The 19260-nt window shown below is 71.5% G+C and carries 15 protein-coding genes; 5 read left to right on the top strand and 10 right to left on the bottom strand.

Features of this window, described 5'->3' with window-relative positions:
- Positions 1-47: 47 nt before the first annotated feature.
- The 3 genes from AB0K15_RS07600 to AB0K15_RS07590 all read right to left on the bottom strand — a co-directional run bounded on the left by AB0K15_RS07600 (position 48) and on the right by AB0K15_RS07590 (position 4225).
- Positions 48-2870: a vitamin B12-dependent ribonucleotide reductase gene (locus AB0K15_RS07600; RefSeq protein ID WP_364046760.1), complete on the bottom strand. Its 2823-nt coding sequence runs from the start codon at positions 2868-2870 to the stop codon at positions 48-50.
- Between the two features lie 39 nt (positions 2871-2909).
- On the bottom strand, positions 2910-3401 hold the full coding sequence (nrdR, locus tag AB0K15_RS07595) for a transcriptional regulator NrdR (RefSeq protein ID WP_220238112.1): 492 nt from the start codon (positions 3399-3401) through the stop codon (positions 2910-2912).
- 308 nt (positions 3402-3709) lie between these two features.
- Positions 3710-4225, bottom strand: a complete 516-nt coding sequence (locus AB0K15_RS07590) for a LysM peptidoglycan-binding domain-containing protein (protein ID WP_364046757.1) — start codon at positions 4223-4225, stop codon at positions 3710-3712.
- A gap of 349 nt (positions 4226-4574) precedes the next feature.
- Between AB0K15_RS07590 and lexA the strand changes: the two genes are divergently transcribed.
- Positions 4575-5291 carry a transcriptional repressor LexA gene (gene lexA, locus AB0K15_RS07585; protein ID WP_364046754.1) on the top strand — a complete coding sequence of 239 codons (717 nt, stop codon included), beginning with the start codon at positions 4575-4577 and terminating at the stop codon, positions 5289-5291.
- 266 nt (positions 5292-5557) lie between these two features.
- On the opposite strand, the gene AB0K15_RS07580 is transcribed toward lexA, so the two are convergent.
- Genes AB0K15_RS07580 through AB0K15_RS07570 form a run of 3 tightly spaced genes read right to left on the bottom strand, consistent with a single transcriptional unit; the run spans position 5558 to position 8616 of the window.
- Positions 5558-6583: a hypothetical protein gene (locus tag AB0K15_RS07580; RefSeq protein ID WP_364046751.1), complete on the bottom strand. Its 1026-nt coding sequence runs from the start codon at positions 6581-6583 to the stop codon at positions 5558-5560.
- A gap of 53 nt (positions 6584-6636) precedes the next feature.
- Positions 6637-8070 carry a GTPase HflX gene (gene hflX, locus AB0K15_RS07575; protein WP_364046748.1) on the bottom strand — a complete coding sequence of 478 codons (1434 nt, stop codon included), beginning with the start codon at positions 8068-8070 and terminating at the stop codon, positions 6637-6639.
- 42 nt (positions 8071-8112) lie between these two features.
- A complete protein-coding gene (locus AB0K15_RS07570; RefSeq protein ID WP_364046745.1) occupies positions 8113-8616 on the bottom strand; it encodes a helix-turn-helix domain-containing protein in 504 nt (167 codons plus the stop codon).
- Positions 8617-8679: 63 nt separating this feature from the next.
- On the opposite strand from AB0K15_RS07570, the gene AB0K15_RS07565 reads away from it, so the two are divergent.
- Together AB0K15_RS07565 and valS are read left to right on the top strand one after the other, a co-directional pair.
- Complete coding sequence (locus AB0K15_RS07565) at positions 8680-9933, top strand: MFS transporter (RefSeq protein WP_364046742.1); 1254 nt, start codon at positions 8680-8682, stop codon at positions 9931-9933.
- Positions 9934-9942: 9 nt separating this feature from the next.
- Complete coding sequence (valS, locus tag AB0K15_RS07560; RefSeq protein WP_364046739.1) at positions 9943-12471, top strand: valine--tRNA ligase; 2529 nt, start codon at positions 9943-9945, stop codon at positions 12469-12471.
- Positions 12472-12496: 25 nt separating this feature from the next.
- Here the strand turns inward: valS and dapF are convergent, their stop codons facing one another.
- Both dapF and miaA read right to left on the bottom strand, forming a co-directional pair.
- Complete coding sequence (gene dapF / locus AB0K15_RS07555; protein ID WP_364046736.1) at positions 12497-13324, bottom strand: diaminopimelate epimerase; 828 nt, start codon at positions 13322-13324, stop codon at positions 12497-12499.
- A gap of 10 nt (positions 13325-13334) precedes the next feature.
- Positions 13335-14255, bottom strand: a complete 921-nt coding sequence (gene miaA / locus AB0K15_RS07550) for a tRNA (adenosine(37)-N6)-dimethylallyltransferase MiaA (RefSeq protein ID WP_364046733.1) — start codon at positions 14253-14255, stop codon at positions 13335-13337.
- A 218-nt stretch (positions 14256-14473) separates the two neighbouring features.
- On the opposite strand from miaA, the gene AB0K15_RS07545 reads away from it, so the two are divergent.
- Positions 14474-15787 (top strand): DUF349 domain-containing protein, encoded by a 1314-nt coding sequence (locus AB0K15_RS07545; RefSeq protein ID WP_364046730.1) that lies wholly within the window; start codon positions 14474-14476, stop codon positions 15785-15787.
- A gap of 182 nt (positions 15788-15969) precedes the next feature.
- On the opposite strand, the gene AB0K15_RS07540 is transcribed toward AB0K15_RS07545, so the two are convergent.
- Together AB0K15_RS07540 and miaB are read right to left on the bottom strand one after the other, a co-directional pair.
- On the bottom strand, positions 15970-16446 hold the full coding sequence (locus tag AB0K15_RS07540) for a hypothetical protein (RefSeq protein ID WP_364046727.1): 477 nt from the start codon (positions 16444-16446) through the stop codon (positions 15970-15972).
- Positions 16443-17930: a tRNA (N6-isopentenyl adenosine(37)-C2)-methylthiotransferase MiaB gene (gene miaB / locus AB0K15_RS07535; protein WP_364046724.1), complete on the bottom strand. Its 1488-nt coding sequence runs from the start codon at positions 17928-17930 to the stop codon at positions 16443-16445. The genes AB0K15_RS07540 and miaB overlap by 4 nt, the downstream gene beginning before the upstream one ends.
- Before the next feature lie 297 nt (positions 17931-18227).
- Here miaB and AB0K15_RS07530 point away from each other — a divergent pair, with 297 nt between their 5' ends.
- On the top strand, positions 18228-19169 hold the full coding sequence (locus AB0K15_RS07530) for a TAXI family TRAP transporter solute-binding subunit (protein ID WP_364046722.1): 942 nt from the start codon (positions 18228-18230) through the stop codon (positions 19167-19169).
- Positions 19170-19260: the final 91 nt, after the last annotated feature.

Below are 19260 nucleotides of genomic sequence, written 5' to 3'. Positions count from 1 at the left end.
AGCGGGGAGCCGGAAACCCGGCTCCCCGCTTCACCACTTCAGAACGATCAGCTACAACCCGATGTAGCCCCACACCCTTCACAGGCGTAGCACGACCCCGCGGGCCGCATCTTCGTGCCGCACGTCATGCACAAGGGCGCGTCGGCGGCTTTGCCGAGGTGGAGTTCCATCAGTTCGGCCGTGGAGTGCGCGTCCGAGGTGGCCGGTTCCGGAGCGGGGGCCGAAGGAGCCGAGGCCGGGGTGGAGTCGACGCTGGTGCGCAGGGCCTCGAGGTCCATGTTCTGGCCGCCGCCGTAGCTGGATTCCACTTCGGCGGAGCGTTCGTCGGCGGTGAAGATGCCGAGCTGCGAACGCTTCTCGTACGGCAGGTAGTCGAGCGCCAGCCGGCGGAACAGGTAGTCCATCACGCTGGTGGCGATGCGGATGTCCGGGTCGTCCGTCATGCCGGCCGGTTCGAAGCGCAGGTTGGAGAACTTCGAGACGTAGAACTCCAGCGGGATGCCGTGCTGCAGACCGACGGAGATGGACATCGAGAAGGCGTCCATCACGCCCGCGAGCGTGGAGCCCTGCTTGCCGAGCTTCACGAAGATCTCGCCGAGGCCGTCGTCCGGGTAGGAGCCCGCGTGGAGGTAGCCCTCGGCGCCGCCGACGGTGAAGGACACCGTCTGGCTCGGGCGCTTCTTCGGCAGGCGGCGGCGCACCGGGCGGTACTCCACGACCTTCTCCGGCTCCGGCTCGGCTTCCTTCTTCTTCGCCGTGGACAGCGGCTGGCCGACCTTGCAGTTGTCGCGGTAGATCGCCAGCGCCTTGAGGCCCAGCTTCCAGCCCTGGAAGTAGATCTCCTCGACCTCTTCGACGGTCGCCGTCTCCGGCATGTTCACCGTCTTCGAGATCGCGCCCGACAGGAACGGCTGCACCGCGGCCATCATCCGCACGTGGCCCATCGGCGCGATGGAGCGCTCGCCCACCGCGCAGTCGAACACCTCGTAGTGCTCCGGACGCAGGCCCGGCGCGTCGACGACGTGGCCGTGCTGCGCCACGTACTCGACGATCGCCTCCACCTGCTCGTCCTGGTAACCCAGCACCTTCAGCGCCCGCGGCACGGTCTGGTTCACGATCTGCATCGACCCGCCGCCGACGAGCTTCTTGAACTTCACCAGCGAGAAGTCCGGCTCGATGCCCGTGGTGTCGCAGTCCATCATGAAGCCGATGGTGCCGGTGGGCGCGAGCACCGAGGCCTGCGCGTTGCGCCAGCCGTGGCGCGTGCCGAGCTCGATGCCGCGCTGCCACTCCTCGGTGGCCAGCGCGCGGACGGCCGCGTCGTTGGAGTGGTACGTGCGGACCAGCTCGTTGGCCGCAGCGTGCTTGCGCATCACGCGCTGGTGCGCCTCGGCGTTGCGCGCGTAGCCCTCGTACGCGCCGACGACCTTGGCCATCTCCGCCGAGCGCCGGTACGACACACCGGTCATCAGCGACGTGATCGCGCCGGCGAGCGCGCGGCCGCCTTCGGAGTCGTACGCGTGGCCCAGCGCCATCAGCAGCGCGCCGAGATTGGCGTACCCGATGCCCAGCTGGCGGAACTTGCGCGTGGTGTCGGCGATCGGCTCGGTCGGGAAGTCGGCGAAGCAGATGGAGATGTCCATCGCCGTGATCACGAACTCCACGGCCTTCGCGAACAGCGGCGCGTCGAACGTGCCGTCGTCGGCCACGAACTTCAGCAGGTTCAGCGACGCGAGGTTGCAGCTGGAGTTGTCGAGGTGCATGTACTCGCTGCACGGGTTCGACGCGCTGATGCGGCCGGACTCCGGGCAGGTGTGCCAGTCGTTGATCGTGCCGTCGTACTGCACGCCCGGGTCGGCGCACTCCCACGCGGCCTGCGCCATGGTGCGGAACAGCTTCTTCGCGTCGGTGCGCTCGATGACCTCGCCGGTGAGGCGGGCGCGCAGCCCGAACTCCGTGCCGTTCTCCACGGCCTGCATGAACTCGTCGGACACACGCACGGAGTTGTTGGCGTTCTGGTACTGCACCGACGCGATGTCCGCGCCGGAGAGGTCCATGTCGAACCCGGCGTCGCGGAGGACCTTGATCTTCTCCTCTTCGCGTGCCTTGGTCTGGATGAACTCCTCGATGTCGGGGTGGTCGACGTCGAGCACGACCATCTTCGCCGCGCGCCGCGTGGCGCCGCCGGACTTGATGGTGCCCGCGGACGCGTCGGCGCCGCGCATGAACGAGACCGGGCCGGACGCGGTGCCGCCGGAGGTGAGCAGCTCCTTCGAGGAGCGGATGCGGGAGAGGTTGAGGCCCGCGCCGGAGCCGCCCTTGAAGATCAGGCCCTCCTCGCGGTACCAGTTCAGGATCGACTCCATCGTGTCGTCGACCGACAGGATGAAGCACGCCGAGACCTGCTGCTTCGAGGACGTGCCGACGTTGAACCAGACGGGCGAGTTGAAGCTGAAGACCTGGTGCAGCAGCATCCAGGTGAGCTCGTGCTCGAAGATCTCCAGGTCGCCCGCGCCGGCGAAGTAACCGTGGTCCGCGGCGGCCTTCACGTACGTCTTCACCACGCGGTCGATGAGCTGCTTGAGGCTGCTCTCGCGCTGCGGGGAGCCGACGGCGCCGCGGAAGTACTTGCTGGTGACGATGTTGGTGGCGTTCACCGACCAGAACCCGGGGAACTCGACGCCCCGCTGCTCGAAGTTGACGCTGCCGTCGCGCCAGTTGGTCATCACGACATCGCGCTGCTCCCACGCGACTTCGTCGTACGGGTGCACGCCTTCGGTCGTGAAGACCCGCTTGACGGCCAGACCGCCGCTGGCCTTCTTCTTGCTCCGGCCGGCGGCCGCCGCGCCGGTTCCCACGGTTTCGGTCATCGGGTCTCGTCCCTCGCTCCCGCGCGGCGCAGGCGACACTCAGTCGTCTCCGGCGCGCTCGCTTCCTTCTTCCGCGGCAGTACCCGCCATGGCTTCCCGCAGGTCGGCGATCTCCTTCTCGAAGTCCTCGACCGAGGAGAACGAGCGGTAGACGCTGGCGAACCGGAGGTAAGCGACCCCGTCGAGCTCCCGCAGGGGACCGAGGATGGCCAGACCGACCTCGTGGCTCGGGATCTCCGCCAGACCGGCGGAGCGGATCGACTCCTCCACGCGCTGCGCGAGCTTCTGCAGCGCGTCGTCGTCGACCGGCCGGCCCTGACAGGCCCGCCGCACGCCGTTGACGACCTTGTCCCGGCTGAACTGCTCGGTGACGCCGGACCGCTTGACGACGGCGAGCACCATCGTCTCCGACGTGGTGAAGCGCCGGCCGCACTGGGCGCACGAGCGCCGCCGCCGGATCGCCTGTCCTTCATCCACCTCTCGGGAGTCGACGACCCGAGAGTCCGCATGCCGGCAGAACGGGCACCTCATCCGCCGATCACCTTCCCCTCAACGCCGGCCGAGTCCATCCACGCCGGCCCCTGCCGCCACGCTACGGCCTGGACCACGACCACCCCGCACGGACCCGTGCCTGGTGATCGACTTGTGGACAACCGGTGGGTGAACACCGCCCAGCTGTGGACAACTGGTCTCCAGTCTACCCCTACCTGTGGACCAACTACAGCGGTGTAACTACCAGATGTAGGGGTTGACCATAGATTGCCCGGACGGCCCACGCAAGCGACACAAGCGGGTGAAGAAGGCACCGATTCGAGGTGCGATCGAGCGCATCCCGACGGTCACGAACCGAACCCGGCCACCTCCGACGAGACCGGCACGGTGAGCGGCAACCCGGGCACGAGGACGGCGCCGTCGAGGTGGTTGAGCTGTTTGATGCGGTCGACCACGGCGGCCTGGTCCGCGTCGGGCGCGAACCGGGCGGCGATCGCGGTCAGCGTGTCGCCCTGCTGCACGGACACCGACGCCGTGCGCTCGGGAACCGCGCCACCCGGCGTGCCGGACCCGAAAACACCCAGAACGGTGACCACCAGACAGGCGGCGACGGCGATCGCGGCGAGCCACGGCCACCGCACGGCGGGCCGGCGCGGCTCGGCGCACGTGGCCGGCGCGATCCGCCGCCCCGCGACCACCCGGGCGCGCGTCGGCGGCCGCAGCGGCTCGCCACGGCGCTCGCGCGTGCCGCGAACGGGTGCCGTGGGACCGATCGGGGGACCCGAGGGAACCCGAGCCGGAGCGGCGGCCTGCCGGACGGGCCGGAGCGGGCGGACGATCCCGCGGTCTGCCAGAATCGACATGGCGAACCTCCTTCTGACCTGCTGATCGGTTCGATCCGAGCCCGGCCCGGTGCTCTCACCGGCGACAATGCGGTTCAGGTCGAACAGGCGTTCTATCGAACGTCCGTGCGAAGGTCTACCACCCCGCACCGACAAAATCGAGAGGACACGGCGTGTCGATCGAACAGATGTTTGAAATCGTCACGCTCGGTGGGCTAACGTCGGTGACCAGGACATCTGCCGGGCAGATGTCGCCGGCGAGGGCACCCGCGTCCGCGGGAGCCGGCCGGCGCACGCGGAACACGCGGGACGCCGGCGAGGCGACCGTGAAACATCTGGGAGGCGACGCCCAGTGGGGAGAGGACACACAGTGGCGAAGGAGAGCAAGGCGGGCACCACGCCCGGTGGCTCGGGCAAGGTGACGGCCCTGCCCGAGGTCTACGACGTGGACGAGACGCTGACCGTGCGGCAGCAGCAGGTGCTGGACGTGATCCGCACCTGGGTGGCCCGGTTCGGCTATCCGCCGAGCGTCCGCGAGATCGGCGAGGCCGTCGGGCTCACGTCGACCTCGTCGGTGTCCCACCAGCTGCGGGCCCTGCAGCGCAAGGGATACCTGCGCCGCGACGCGAACCGGCCGCGGGCCGTGGGCGTGCTCTCGACGACGGACGACAACCCCATGGGCATCGACATCGACCAGCAGCCGTCCATGCCGAAGGCGGCGTACGTGCCGCTGGTCGGCCGGATCGCGGCCGGTGGCCCGGTGCTGGCCGAGCAGGCGATCGAGGACGTGTTCCCGCTGCCGCGCGAGATCGTCGGCGAGGGTGAGCTCTTCCTGCTCAGCGTCACCGGCGACTCCATGGTCGACGCCGCGATCACCGACGGCGACTGGGTCGTGGTCCGCCAGCAGCCCGCCGCGGAGAACGGCGACATCGTGGCCGCCATGATCGACGGCGAGGCGACGGTGAAGACGTTCAAGCGCAAGGACGGCCACGTCTGGCTGATGCCGCACAACGAGGCGTACGAGCCGATCCCCGGCGACGACGCCACCATCCTCGGCAAGGTCGTCGCGGTCCTCCGGCGCCTCTAGACCGGGGAGCCCCACCCACGCGGCCGCGGGCCGGCGACGAGGATGCCCGGCCTCGATCGTCCCCGCGCCGCGGGCGGGACCTTCCCGGTGTCCGGTGTGGACGGTGCCGTGCGGCCTGGTGTGCTGCTGGGCCGTGCCGTGCGTAGTCCCTGCGTTGCGTGGTCTTCCCGCTGTGCGCGCCACGCCCCGGTTGCCTCCCCGGGGCGGACCTCAGCGATCAGGACCCGGCAGTCAGGACCCCGCGGGCAGGACCGCGCGGCCAGGACTCAGCGGCGCGGGCGCCGACGCAGCCGGCTGAGCAGAAACCAGCCGATCAGCACCACGACCACCGCGATGCCCACCACCGGCAGCAGCGACGGACCCGACGAGTCGTCCGAGCCGCCGGTCGCACCCGAAGCGGCGGGCTTGGCCGCCTCACGCTGCGGCGCGGCGGCGCCCGCCACCAGAGCCGTCGCGTTTTTCACCGCCCGGATGGGCTGGCCGACCCCTTCACCGCCCGACAGCAGCGTGCCGTCGGGTTCGAAGGCGAGCGCTTCGCCCTGCTTCTCGTTCGGCAGCGGGATCCGCACAGGGTTGCGTTTGAGCGCCTCGAGCACGTCGCCGTCCGGGGCCGGATACAGGTACGCGTCGGTGTAGGTGCGCAGGGCCACGACGCTGCCGTCGGCGCTGGTGGCGCCGCCCGTGACCAGCACGGATCCGAACGCGCCCACCGGCCCGCCCACCGTGTCGGTGTCGTGGATGGTCAGGGAGCCGACCTTCTCCAACGCGGTCGGCCCCGGCCTGGCCAAGGGGCCGGTCGGCCGGTACACGGCGGCGTCGCCCAGCACTTCCTTGGTGATCAGGTACGGCGTGCCCGAGCGGTCGAGCAGCAGGGCCTCGGTGTCGTGCGGCCCGTCGGGGTAGGTCAGGCGGTGCAACGTCACGCTGCCGCCCGAAGGTTTCATCTCCATCAGCGCGACGGTCGCGCGCTTGTGGCTGTTGTCGCCGGTGTCGGAGAGCCACAGGGTGCCGTCGGCCGCGCGCGCGAGGTCCTCGACGTCGTACGGGTCTGTGCTCGCGGAGAGCACCTTCTGCACCTTGCACGAGTGGTCGAGGACGAAGACCTGCACCTTCGTGCCGCCGTCGTTGATCGCGTACCAGTGCTCGCCGTCGGAAACCAGGCCGGAGAGCTCCCCAAGCCGCGAGTCGGTGACCTTGCACCGCGTTTCGGGCGCGGGTGGTGGTGCCGCGGCAGCAGCGGGCACAGCGCCCAGCACCAGCAAAACCGCCGTCACCGCGAGGACGACCCGCACCAGCTCACCTCCGTAGTGTGCGGCCCGGTCCGGCCGCACACTACGGAAGACGTTCAGAGCGCCGAGGAGTTGGTTTCGTACCGGCGCAAAGCCGCCGCGAGGTCCGGGTGGACCCTGACGACCAGCCTCGTGCCGTCGGCGACGTGCTCCTCCTCGAGCACCTCACCGTCCGCGTGGGCGCGGGCCACGAGCTCGCCGCGCGAGTACGGGACCAGCGCCTCCACCACGACCTGCGGCCGCGGCAGCCGGTCGGCGAGCACCTCGGCCAGCTCCGGGATGCCGGCGCCGGTCCGGGCGGACACCAGCACGGAACCCGCCAGCTGGTGGCGCAGCCGCGCCAGCGTGACCTGGTCGGCCGCGTCGGCCTTGTTGATCACGAGCAGCTCGGGCGGCAGCGGCTCCTTGCGGGTGCGGGTGATCTCGCCGAGCACCTCGCGCACGGCGTTCACCTGCTCCTCGGGCGCCGGGTCAGCCCCGTCGACGACGTGCAGCAGCAGGTCGGCGTCGGCCGCCTCCTCCAGCGTCGAGCGGAACGCGTCCACCAGCTGGTGCGGCAGGTGCCGCACGAACCCGACGGTGTCGGTGAGGGTGAACGTGCGCCCGTCGGCCGTCTGGGCCCGGCGCGTGGTCGGGTCCAGGGTGGCGAACAGCGCGTCCTCCACCAGCACGCCCGCGCCGGTCAGCGCGTTGAGCAGGCTCGACTTGCCGGCGTTGGTGTAGCCGACGATGGCCACGCTGGGCACCTCGTTGGCCAAGCGCCGGCCGCGCTTGGTCTCGCGGATCGTGTCCATCGACGCGATCTCGCGGCGCAGCTTCGCCACGCGCTTGTTGATCCGCCGCCGGTCGGTTTCGAGCTTCGTCTCACCGGGACCGCGCAGGCCCACACCGCCGTTGGCGCCACCGGCGCGGCCACCGGCCTGCCGGGACAGCGACGCACCCCAACCGCGAAGCCGCGGGATGAGGTACTGCAGCTGGGCCAGCTCGACCTGGGCCTTGCCCTCCTTGGAACGGGCGTGCTGCGCGAAGATGTCGAGGATCAGGGCGGTCCGGTCGATCACCTTGACCTTGACCTTCTCCTCGAGCTGGCGCAGCTGGCCGGGCGAGAGCTCGCCGTCGCAGATCACCGTGTCGGCGCCGGTCGCCACGACCACGTCGCGCAGCTCCCGCACCTTGCCGGAGCCGACGTAGGTGGCCGGGTCGGGCTTGGCACGCCGCTGGACGAGGCCCTCGAGCACCTCGGAACCGGCGGTCTCGGCCAGCCTCGCCAGCTCGGCGAGGGAGGCTTCCGACTGCTCGGCGGTGCCTTCGGTCCACACGCCGACCAGCACGACGCGCTCCAGCCGCAGCTGGCGGTATTCGACCTCGGTGACGTCCGTGAGTTCGGTCGACAGGCCTGCGACGCGGCGGAGCGAGGCGCGGTCCTCGAGCTCCATCTCACCGGTCGACGGGTCGTCGTCGTACAGGTCTTCGTGTGTCAGTTCTGTCATCGTGCCTCCATGCTCCCACGATTCGGCGCGGGAGCCGAGTGATTACCTGCTGGGATAGATCGATACGTAGACGGCGGTGCGCTCGGCGCCGGGCTCCGGGGGCCGTTCCCGGAACTCCTCGAGCAACTGTGTGAGCCGGTCCTTGAACTCGGCGACCTCGGCCGGCGCGACCTGGAAGACGAGCCGGCTGGAGTCGACCTCGGCGGCGTCGGCCTCCCCCATCTCGGCGAGGTAGGCCTCGAGCATGGCTTGGCCGACGGGCGCGACCGCCGCGCCGTTGTCGAGCTGCCAGGACAGGCCGGTGGACCGGTACGGGATCTCCTTGGCTCCGCGAGCGCCGCGGCGCTCTTCCAGCGGAGTGAGAAAACCCGTCTCGACCAGGCGGCGCACGTGGTGCAGCGTGGTCGCCGGGTCGCGGCCGAGCCGCTCGGCCAGCTCCTTGTTGGTCATCGCCTCGAAGGAGGTCAACCGGATGATGCGCAGGCGTATTCCGGACGCGAGCGCGGCGGCCTCGGCCTCCGTCGAAGGGCGTCGTGGGGTCGGCACCCGCACAGCCTAGGCACGACAAAGTGATTGACACTTTCCAATCACTCGCCGAAACTCGATCGGGTGAACCGGGACTCCCTCCTCTTCCACGCCGACTTCCGCCGGCTGTTCGCCGGTGACACGGCGAGCCAGCTGGGCACGTTCGTCGGCGTCACGGCGATCCCGCTGCTGGCGGCGGTGACGCTCGCGGCGACGCCGTTCGAGATGGGTCTGCTGACCACGGCCGAGACGCTGGGCTTCCTGCTCATCGGCCTGCCGGCGGGTGTGTGGGTGGACCGGCTGCGCAAGCGGCCGGTGATGCTCACCGCCGACCTGGCCCGCGCCGCGCTGATCCTGAGCATCCCGTTGACGTGGTGGGCGGGCGGGCTGACGATGGCCCAGCTCATCGTGGTCGTGCTGTTCGTGGGCATCGGCACGGTGTTCTTCGACGTCTCCTACCAGGCCTACCTGCCCGCCCTCGTCGGCCGGGACCGGCTGCTGGAGGGCAACGCGAAGCTGCAGGGCGTGCAGTCCTCGGCCCAGATCGCGGGGCCGAGCGCGGCGGGCGTGCTGGTGCAGTTCGTCGGCGCGGCGAGCACGGTGCTGGTCACCGGGCTCGGCTACCTCGCCTCCGCGTTGTGCCTCTGGCGGATCCGCACCGTGGAGCAGCTGCCGGAGAAGACCGGGCACGAACGCCTGGTGCCGCAGATGATCGAGGGCCTCAAGTTCGTGTTCACCGACAAGCCGCTGCGCGCCATCGTCGCGTGCACCGCCACCGCGAACCTGTTCGGCGCCGCCGCGCAGGCCGTGCAGGTGCTGTTCCTGACGCGCACGGCCGGCCTCCCGCCCGCGGCGGTCGGCGGGCTGCTCGCCGTCGGCGGCATCGGCGGGATCCTCGGCGCGCTGTTCGCCGGCGCGATCATCCGGCGCGTCGGGCAGGCGCGCTCGATCTGGCTGCTGCCGATGCTCGTGTGGCCGGGCAACCTGCTCGTGCCGCTCGCGGGGCCGGGCTGGCGCGTGCCGCTCGCCGGCTTCGGCCTGGCGCTGGCCGGGTTCGGCGTGATCCTCTACAACGTCGCGCAGGTCTCCTACCGCCAGGCGATCACACCCGATCGGCTGCTGGGCCGGATGAACGCGAGCGTGCGGTTCATCGTCTGGGGCACGATGCCGCTCGGCGGGCTGCTGGGCGGTGCGCTCGGCGAGGGCCTCGGGCTGACCGGTGCCCTGTGGACGGCGGTGATCGGCCAGCTCGCCGCGGCGCTGTGGGTGGTCTGCTCGCCGCTGCGGCACATGCGTGACCTGCCGGTGGGCGAGAAAGCGGTGGCGGCGCCCGCCTAGAGTTGGTTCATGAACGCAACCCCGCAGCCCAGCCCTCGTGTCCCGGACAAGGTCGGTGTCGACGGTCTGGAGGCCAAGTGGGTAGGGGTATGGGAGCGCGACGGCGTCCACCGCTTCGACCGCACGAAGCCCCGCGAAGACGTCTACTCCATCGACACGCCGCCGCTCACGGCGAGCGGTTCCCTGCACATCGGTCACGTGTTCTCCTACACGCACACCGACGTCCTCGCGCGCTACCAGCGCATGCGCGGGCGTGAGGTGTTCTACCCGGTCGGCTGGGACGACAACGGCCTGCCCACCGAGCGCCGCGTGCAGAACCACTACGGCGTGCGCTGCGAGCCGGCCCTGCCCTACGACCCGTCGTTCACGCCGCCGGCCAAGCCCGGCAAGGACGTGATCCCGGTGTCGCGGCGCAACTTCGTGGAGCTGTGCCGCACGCTGTCCGAACAGGACGAGAAGGTCTTCGAGGACGTCTGGCGGCGCGTGGGCCTGTCGGTGGACTGGACGCTGGCGTACCAGACCATCGACCCGGCCACCACGGAGATCTCGCAGCGCGCCTTCCTGCGCAACCTCGCGCGCGGCGAGGCCTACCAGGCCGAGGCGCCGACGTTGTGGGACACCACGTTCCGCACTGCCGTCGCGCAGGCCGAGCTGGAGGACCGGGAGCGGCCCGGCGCGTACCACGACCTGGTGTTCCACGCGGGCGAGAACGAGGTGCTGATCTCGACCACGCGGCCGGAGCTGCTGCCCGCGTGCGTCGCGCTCGTGGCGCACCCCGATGACGAGCGGTACCGCGACCTGGTCGGGAAAACCGTGCGCACGCCCGTGTTCGGCGTCGAGGTGCCGGTGCACGCGCACCACCTCGCCGACCCCGAAAAGGGCACCGGCATCGCGATGGTCTGCACCTTCGGCGACACCACCGACGTCACGTGGTGGCGCGCGCTGCGGCTCGACACCCGGCCCGTGCTCGGCCGCGACGGGCGGTTCCTGCCCGAGGCGCCGCGCGGGGTGCCTGCCGAGGCGTACGCGCCGCTGGCCGGCAAGACCGTCCACACGGGACGCCAGCTGCTCGTCGAAGCGCTGCGGGCCGAGGGGTCGCTGCGCGGCGAGCCGCGGACGATCACGCACGCGGTGAAGTTCTACGAGAAGGGTGATCGGCCGCTCGAGATCGTCACGAGCCGCCAGTGGTACCTCACCAACGGCGGCCGCGACGAGGCGCTGCGCGCGAAGCTGATCGAGCGCGGCGGCGAGCTCAACTGGGTGCCGCCGCACATGGAGGTGCGCTACCGCGCCTGGGCCGAGGGCCTCACGAGCGACTGGCTGGTGAGCCGCCAGCGGTTCTTCGGCGTGCCGATCCCCGTCTGGTACCCCCTCGACGAGCACGGCGAGCCCGACCACGACGCGGTGCTGGTGCCGCCGGATTCGGCCCTGCCCGTGGACCCGACCACCGACGTGCCGCCCGGCTACACCGAGGACCAGCGCGGGAAACCGGGCGGGTTCACGGGTGAGGTGGACGTGATGGACACGTGGGCCACGTCGTCGCTCACACCGCAGATCGCCGGGCGCTGGAGCCTCGACGACGACCTGTTCCGCCGCGTCTACCCGTACTCGCTGCGGCCGCAGGCGCACGAGATCATCCGCACCTGGCTGTTCTCCACGGCCGTGCGCTCGGAGCTGGAAGAGCACGTGCTGCCCTGGCGCGACGCGGTGATCTCCGGCTGGGTGCTCGACCCGGACCGCAAAAAGATGTCGAAGTCGGAGGACAACGTCGTCACGCCGGCCGCGCTGCTGGACCAGTTCGGGCCCGATGCCCTGCGGTACTGGGCGGCCAGCGCGCGCCCCGGCGTCGACACGGCCGAGGACCAGGGCCAGATGAAGGTCGGCCGGCGGCTGGCCACGAAGCTGCTCAACGTGAGCCGGTTCGTGCTCGGTCTCGGCCTGCCCACGCCGGGCGCCGCCGTGACGGAACCTCTGGACCGGTCGGTGCTCGCCGCGCTCGCGCGCGTGGTCGCCGACGCGACGGCGGCGTTCGAAGGCCTGGACCAGGCGCGGGCGCTGCAGGTGACGGAGACGTTCTTCTGGACGTTCTGCGACGACTACGTCGAGCTGGTCAAGGCCCGTGCGTACGGCGATCGCGGCGAGGCGGCCGCGGACTCGGCCCGCGCCGCGCTGACGACCGCGCTTTCGGTGCTGGTGCGGCTGTTCGCGCCGGTGCTGCCTTACACGGCCGAGGAGGTCTGGTCGTGGTGGCAGGAGGGTTCGGTGCACCGTGCGCCGTGGCCGGAGGCGCTGGAGGTCGACGGCGACGCCGCCCTGCTGCCGCTGGCGGGCTCGGTGATCGCGGCCGTGCGGCGGGCCAAGACCGACGCGAAGGTGTCGATGCGCTCGGCCGTCGAAACCCTCACGGTGAGCGCGTCCGACGACGTGCTCAGCGGGTTCGCCGCGGTGTCGGACGATGTGCGCGCGGCCGGGGTGATCTCCGCCGTGACCACTCGTCCGGGTGACGGTGAGCTGGCCGTCGAGGTGACGGTCGGCTGATGCGCTGCTGCCGCCGGGGTGTGGCTCACGCCCCGGCGGCGGCCCACCAGGCTTCGTCGAGCTCGCCGCGCGCGACGATCTCCGCCGGGCCGGTGAGCGTGGCGGCGCCGCGTTCGACGGTCACGACCACACGCCCACCGGGGATGTCCACTGTGGACTCCCCCGTGTCGGTGCCGGCCAGGTGCAGCGCGGCGGCGACGGCGGCCACCGTGCCGGTGCCGCACGAGCGGGTCTCCCCCACGCCGCGCTCGTGGACGCGCATGCGCAGCGCGCCCTCGCCGAGCAGGTTCACGAACTCGAGGTTCACGCCGGTCGGGAACACGTCGTGGTCGAAGTCGGGCTGGTCGCGCAGGTCGAGGTCGGCGACGTCCTCGTCGAGCACCGACACCAGGTGCGGGTTGCCGACGTCCACGGCCACGCCGGAGAACGGGCTCCCGGCCACCACCGTCACGGAGGTGCCGGTGATCGTGGCCGGGCCCATGTCCACCGTCACGGAGCGGTCGGGGTGGACCACCACGGGCCGGTCGCCCGCGCGGGTGCCGACGGTGAAGCGGCCGTCGCCCGCCAGGCCGGCGTCGACGAGGTAGCGGGCGAACACGCGCACGCCGTTGCCGCACATCTCGGCGATCGAGCCGTCGGCGTTGCGGTAGTCCATGAACCACTCGCCGTCGGAGGCCTCACCCATCGCGTTGGCGCGCACCACGCGCAGCACGCCGTCGGCGCCCAGGCCACGCCTGCGGTCGCACAGGGCCGCCACGCGCTCCGCAGTGAGGTCGAGACGGCCGGACGCGTCGGGCAGCAGCACGAAGTCGTTCTGCGTGCCGTGGCCCTTGAGGAACTCGATGCCGCCCATGGGGACAAGATTACTGGGCCAGGGCGTCGAGCACGCGCGCGGCCAGGTCGGGGGAAGCGCCGTCGAACCACTGGATCCGCTTGTCGCGGCGGAACCAGGAGCGTTGCCGCCGGACGAAGCGACGGGTGGCCTGAGCGGTCGCCGCGGCGGCGGCCGCGAAGTCGCCTTCGCCGTCGAGCTCGGCGAGCACCTGCTGGTAGCCCAGCGCCCGGGACGCCGTCTTGCCGTCGCGCAGGCCGCGGGCTTCGAGCTCCCGCACCTCGTCGACAAGCCCGGCCGCGAACATGCGCTCCACGCGCAGGTCGACGCGCTCGTCGAGCTCGGCGGCTTCGCGGTCGACGCCGATCAGCGCCGTGCCGTAGCGGGCCGGACCGGGCTTGGGCAGGTTCGCGGAGAACGGCTCTCCGGTCAGCTCGATGACCTCCAGCGCGCGCACGATCCGGCGGGTGTTCGTGGGCAGGATGGCGGCGGCCGCGGCCGGGTCCTGTTCGGCCAGGCGTGCGTAGAGGATCGCGGTGCCGCGTTCGCCGGCCTCCGCGTCGAGCCGGGCCCGGACCGCCGCGTCGGTGCCGGGAAACTTCAGGTCGTCGAGCACGGCCTGCACGTAGAGGCCCGAGCCGCCCGTCAGCACGGGTACGCGGCCGGCGGCGAGGAGGTCTTCGATCACGCGGCGGGCGTCGCGCTGGTAGGCGGCGACGGACGCGGTCTCGGTGACGTCGAGGACGTCGAGCAGGTGATGGGGCACGCCGCGCCGCTCGGCTTCGGTGGCCTTGGCCGTGCCGACGTCCATGCCGCGGTAGAGCTGGAGCGCGTCGGCGTTCACGACCTCACCGCCGAGGGCGAGGGCGAGCTCCACGGCCAGCGCCGTCTTCCCGGTGGCCGTGGGACCGACGACGGCCACCGGACGAGGCGGCTGAGCAGGGCTGATCACGCTGGCCGAGGGTACCTGGACGGGGAGGACCGCCGACACGGAGCGTCAAGGAGAAGTAGGATCACTGGCTTCAGGTGGCTCATCCAGTACCACAGCCAGCGCTGAGCTGCTTGAATGCCGCTGGGGCCCCATGCCCCCGGAAGCACCACCGCGTAACCCGGCCCCGCAGCACGCGGGGCGCCCGCACCAGCGGGCGTACAGGCGATAAGGAGCCTGCGATGGCCCAGGAGAACACGTCCAGCGGCACCCCGGCACCGCACCCGGTGCCCCACGCGCCCGGCAGCGCCCAGACCGCACCCCCGGTGCCGGCCGCCGAGCCCAGCCCGTCCACCTGGGGCCGGGTCGACGCCGAGGGCACAGTTTTCGTCTTCACCGCCGACGGCGAACGCGCGGTCGGAGTCTGGCAGGCGGGCACGCCCGAGGAAGGGCTGGTGCACTACGCCCGCCGCTTCGACGACGTACGCACCGAGGTCGAGCTGCTGGAAACCCGGCTGAGCTCGGGCGTCGGCGACCCGAAGCACGCGCTGTCGAACGCCACGCAGATCCGCGACGGGCTGGCCGAGTCGGCGGTGGTCGGTGACCTCGCCGCGCTGGCCGCGCGCGTCGAGTACGTGATCGCCGCCGCCGAGAAGGCGCTGGGCAAGGTCAAGCAGGAGCGTGAGGAGGCCCGCGCGGCCGCCGTTTCGCGCAAGCAGGAGCTGGCCGAGGAGGCGGAGAAGATCGCCGCCGACTCGACCCAGTGGAAGGTCGCGGGCGACCGGCTGCGCACGATCCTGGACGAGTGGAAGACGGTCAAGGGCGTCGACCGCAAGACCGACGACGAGCTGTGGAAGCGGTTCTCCAAGGCCCGCGAGGCGTTCAACCGCCGCCGCGGCTCGCACTTCGCGGAGCTGGACAAGCAGCGCGCGAGCGCCAAGCACCGCAAGGAAGAGCTCATCGCCGAGGCCGAGTCCCTCGCCGAGTCCGACGACTGGGGCGCGACCGCCGGCCGCTACAAGGAGCTTATGGCCGAGTGGCGCGCCGCGGGCCGCGCGCCCAAGGACAGCGACGAGGCCCTGTGGCAGCGCTTCCGCGCGGCCCAGGACGCCTTCTTCGCCCGCCGCTCGGCGGTGTTCACCGAGCGCGACGCCGAGTTCGCCGGCAACGCCTCCCGCAAGGAAGAGCTGCTGGTCGAGGCGGAGAAGATCGACGTCGCCGCGAACCTCGACGCCGCCAAGTCCGCGCTGCGCCGCATCCAGGAACAGTGGGACGAGATCGGCAAGGTCCCGCGCGAGCGCATCCGCGAGCTCGACGGCCGGCTCAAGGCCGTCCAGGACGCCGTCAAGTCCGCCGAGGACAGCCGCTGGCGCCGCACCGACCCGGAGGCCCAGGCCCGCGCCGCCCAGTTCCGCGAGCGCGTCGAACAGTTCGAGTCGCAGGCCGCCAAGGCCCGCGCCGCGGGCGACGAGCGCCGCGCCAAGAAGGCCGACGAGCAGGCCGCTCAGTGGCGCGAGTGGATGGAAGCGGCTGAGGCCGCTGTGGCGGACCGCTGATCGTCGGGTTCACGTGAAAAGGGCCGCTCCCGGATTTCCACCGGGGGCGGCCCTTTTCGATCGTTCGGGTAGGTCGTGGTCGCGATGGGTGATCAGCCGGCCGGCTCGCGGCGCGCGGGGAGGCCTCACGCGCGGGCCGAAGGCATGAAGGAGCCCGTCGAACCCCGCAGCGCCCGGCACCCTCAAGCCCGTGAGAAAGCCGTCCTCATCCACATCGTCGCCAGGACGATCGTGGCGACCCACGCGACGATCATCCCGATCCCCGGTCCGCCGCCGACGGCGCCGTTCGCGTGGGCCGACTGCTGGGACCACACCGACAGCAGCCCGTCCACCGAGGCGAACCAGCCGCCCGCGGCGCAGCACCAGGCGACCCACCAGCGGCGCGTCGCCACGCCCACCGCGCCGACGAGGACGCCGATGCCCGTGGACGTCGCGGCGAACAGCTGCGGGATGCGGCCGCCGGCGCCTTGCAGGACCTGGTAGCCCGCGTGGTCGCCGACCCAGGGCAGGAACTGCGCCACGAGCAGCACGACGATGAACACGGCGATGTAGAAACCGCGGCGGCCGAGCTCCACCGTGCGGGACGCGCGCGCTCCCGCCTGGTCGATCTGGCCGGTCAGCTCCTCGTCGACCTCGGCCGGCGTTCCTGGCTCGCTCACAGCGCACACCCACTCACCGGGGCCGGCTCGACGGCCGGGGCTCCGAAGCCCGGCAGTCCCAGCGTGACCCCGCTCGTCTTGGGCCGAAGACCCGCTTCGGCGTTGTCGCCCGCCCGCGTGCGGCGGTGCGTCAGAAGATCGCCGTCGGCGACCAGGTGGTGCGGGGCGCCGTAGGTGATCACCGTCTCGACGACGTCGCCCGGGCGCACCGCACGGTCCACAACGGACCCGGCGGGCGTGAAGTGCACGAGCCGCCCGTCGCGCGCGCGACCGCTCATGCGGTGCGTCTCGGCGTCCTTGCGGCCCTCGCCCGCGGCCACGAGCAGCTCGACCTTGGTCCCGACCAGTTTCTTGTTCTCCGCCCAGGAGATCTCGTTCTGCAGCTCCACGAGCCGGTCGTAGCGCTCCTGCACGACCTCCTTCGGCAGCTGGCCGTCCATCGTCGCGGCCGGCGTGCCGGGGCGCTTCGAGTACTGGAACGTGAACGCGCTGGAGAACCGCGCCTCGCGCACCACGTCGAGCGTCGCCTGGAAGTCTTCCTCGGTCTCGCCGGGGAAGCCGACGATGATGTCGGTGGTGATCGCCGCGTCGGGCATCGCCGCGCGGACCTCGTCGAGGATCTTCAGGTACCGCCCGGAGCGGTACGAGCGGCGCATCTCGCGCAGCACCCGGTCCGAACCCGACTGCAGCGGCATGTGCAGCTGGTGGCAGACGTTGGCGGTCTCGGCCATCGCGTCGATCACGTCCGAGGTGAACGCGGCGGGGTGCGGCGAGGTGAACCGCACGCGCTCCAGGCCGCTGATTCCGCCGGTCGCGCGCAGCAGCTTGCCGAACGCCAGCCGGTCGCCGAACTCGACGCCGTAGGAGTTCACGTTCTGCCCCAGCAGCGTCACCTCGAGCACGCCCTCGGCCACGAGCGCCTCGACCTCGGCGAGGATCTCGCCCGGGCGGCGGTCGCGTTCCTTGCCCCGCAACGACGGCACGATGCAGAACGTGCAGGTGTTGTTGCACCCCACCGAAACCGACACCCAGCTCGCGTACGACGACTCGCGGCGCGCGGGCAGCGTGGAGGGGAACGTCTCGAGCGACTCGAGGATCTCCACCTCGGCCTCGGCGTTGTGCCGCGCGCGCTCCAGCAGCGTCGGCAGCGAGCCGATGTTGTGCGTCCCGAACACGACGTCGACCCACGGGGCGCGCTTGACGATCTCCCCGCGGTCCTTCTGCGCGAGGCAGCCGCCGACGGCGATCTGCATGTCCGGGTTGGCGACCTTGTCCGGGCGCAGGTGCCCCAGGGTGCCGTACAGCTTGTTGTCCGCGTTCTCCCGCACGGCGCAGGTGTTGAACACGACCAGGTCCGGCTTCGCCTCCGCGCTCGCGGGGACGTACCCGGCCTCCTCGAGCTGACCGGCGAGCCGTTCCGAGTCGTGCACGTTCATCTGGCAGCCGAAGGTGCGGATCTGGAAGGTCTTGCGATTCTCGGTCATCAGGTAGCCAGGGTAACCCCCGCCGACCTCGGGGAAGCCGCCGCCCACCTGGTTGAACGCGGTCCCGGCCGGATCTCGCTCCTCTCGTCCCGCGCGCGGTTTTTGTCGGTGTGCGCTGCGATGATCCCGCCGTGACCGCATGGAGAGAGGACTCACGGCGCTCGCCCGTGAGCAGCTGCCCGCCGTGGGGCGAGCGGGGACCGCTCGCGCCCATCGCGCCGGTGGACTGCGCCCGGTTCACGGTGCGGTGCACCTGAGCCGCGAACGCCCGGTGCGTCCGTCTGGCACGATCGCCCCATGCGTGCGAGGCGGAGGCTCACGGCGGTGCTCGTCGCGGTGCTCGTGGCGGGGCTCGTGGCGGGGCTCACGGCCGCGTGCGGGCCGAGCTTCGAGGGCCTGCACCTGCGGATCGCCACCGGCGCGGTCGGCGGCGTGTACAACGACCTCGCCCGGCCGCTCGCCGACGCGTGGGCCAAGGACCTGGGCATCGCCCGGCCGGAGGTCCTGGCGACGCAGGGCTCGCGCGACAACCTCAACCGCGTGCGCTCCGGGGGCGCCGACGTGGCCTTCGTCGCGGCCGACCTCGCCGCCGAGGCCGCCGCGCAGTACCCGGGCCGGCTGACCGCGCTGGCGCGCATCCACGACGACTACCTGCACATCGTCGTGCGCGCCGACTCGCCTTACACGTCGGTGTCGATGCTCAAGGGCCGCCACATCGCGGTCGGCTCGCCCGAGTCCGGCGTCGAGTACATCGCCAACCGCGTGCTGGCCGTCGCCGGGCTGACCGACTCCGTGAGCGTTCAGCAACTGGGCCTCGAAGACTCCCTCAAGGCCCTCGAAAACCACCGGCTCGACGCCCTGTTCTGGTCCGGCGGCCTGCCGACGCCGCTGATCACGCAGTACACGCAGAAGGTCGGCCTGCGGCTGCTCGACATGGCCAGCCTGCAGGAGGGCATGCAGGCCTACAGCCCCGTCTACAGCACCGCCACCATCCCCGGCAGCACCTACAACCAGGCCGGCCCGGTGACCACGCTCGTGGTCCCCAATTTCCTGGTCGTCCCCGCGAAGATGGCCGACGACGTCGCCGAAGCCCTCACCCGCGGCCTCTACGACGCCCGCCCCGCCCTCGCGGAGGCCAACCGCGCGGCCCTGTCGATCGACGTCCACCCGGGCATCGAGACGGAGCCGCTCCCCCTGCACCCGGGCGCGCTCGCCTATTACCGCAGCCTCAAGGTCTAGTACTGCAACGGCAGTTAGGTGAGTGGGTAGCCGCGTCGTTTGTAGTGGCTGAGTCGGGCTTGGTGTTGTCGTCGGCGGCGCCAGTGTGACC

The sequence above is a fragment of the Amycolatopsis sp. NPDC049253 genome (assembly GCF_040678995.1).
Classification (GTDB): domain Bacteria; phylum Actinomycetota; class Actinomycetes; order Mycobacteriales; family Pseudonocardiaceae; genus Amycolatopsis.
Note: the sequence above shows the minus strand (reverse complement) of the source record. Positions and strands in the feature narration are given on the sequence as shown.

Bases quoted from the DNA above. Each gene is read 5' to 3' on its own strand.
- AB0K15_RS07600 (WP_364046760.1), bottom strand. From the start codon at position 2,870: ATGACCGAAACCGTGGGAACCGGCGCGGCGGCCGCCGGCCGGAGCAAG.
- nrdR (WP_220238112.1), bottom strand. From the start codon at position 3,401: ATGAGGTGCCCGTTCTGCCGGCATGCGGACTCTCGGGTCGTCGACTCC.
- AB0K15_RS07590 (WP_364046757.1), bottom strand. From the start codon at position 4,225: ATGTCGATTCTGGCAGACCGCGGGATCGTCCGCCCGCTCCGGCCCGTC.
- hflX (WP_364046748.1), bottom strand. From the start codon at position 8,070: ATGACAGAACTGACACACGAAGACCTGTACGACGACGACCCGTCGACC.
- valS (WP_364046739.1), top strand. From the start codon at position 9,943: ATGAACGCAACCCCGCAGCCCAGCCCTCGTGTCCCGGACAAGGTCGGT.
- dapF (WP_364046736.1), bottom strand. From the start codon at position 13,324: ATGGGCGGCATCGAGTTCCTCAAGGGCCACGGCACGCAGAACGACTTC.
- AB0K15_RS07545 (WP_364046730.1), top strand. From the start codon at position 14,474: ATGGCCCAGGAGAACACGTCCAGCGGCACCCCGGCACCGCACCCGGTG.
- miaB (WP_364046724.1), bottom strand. From the start codon at position 17,930: ATGACCGAGAATCGCAAGACCTTCCAGATCCGCACCTTCGGCTGCCAG.
- AB0K15_RS07530 (WP_364046722.1), top strand. From the start codon at position 18,228: ATGCGTGCGAGGCGGAGGCTCACGGCGGTGCTCGTCGCGGTGCTCGTG.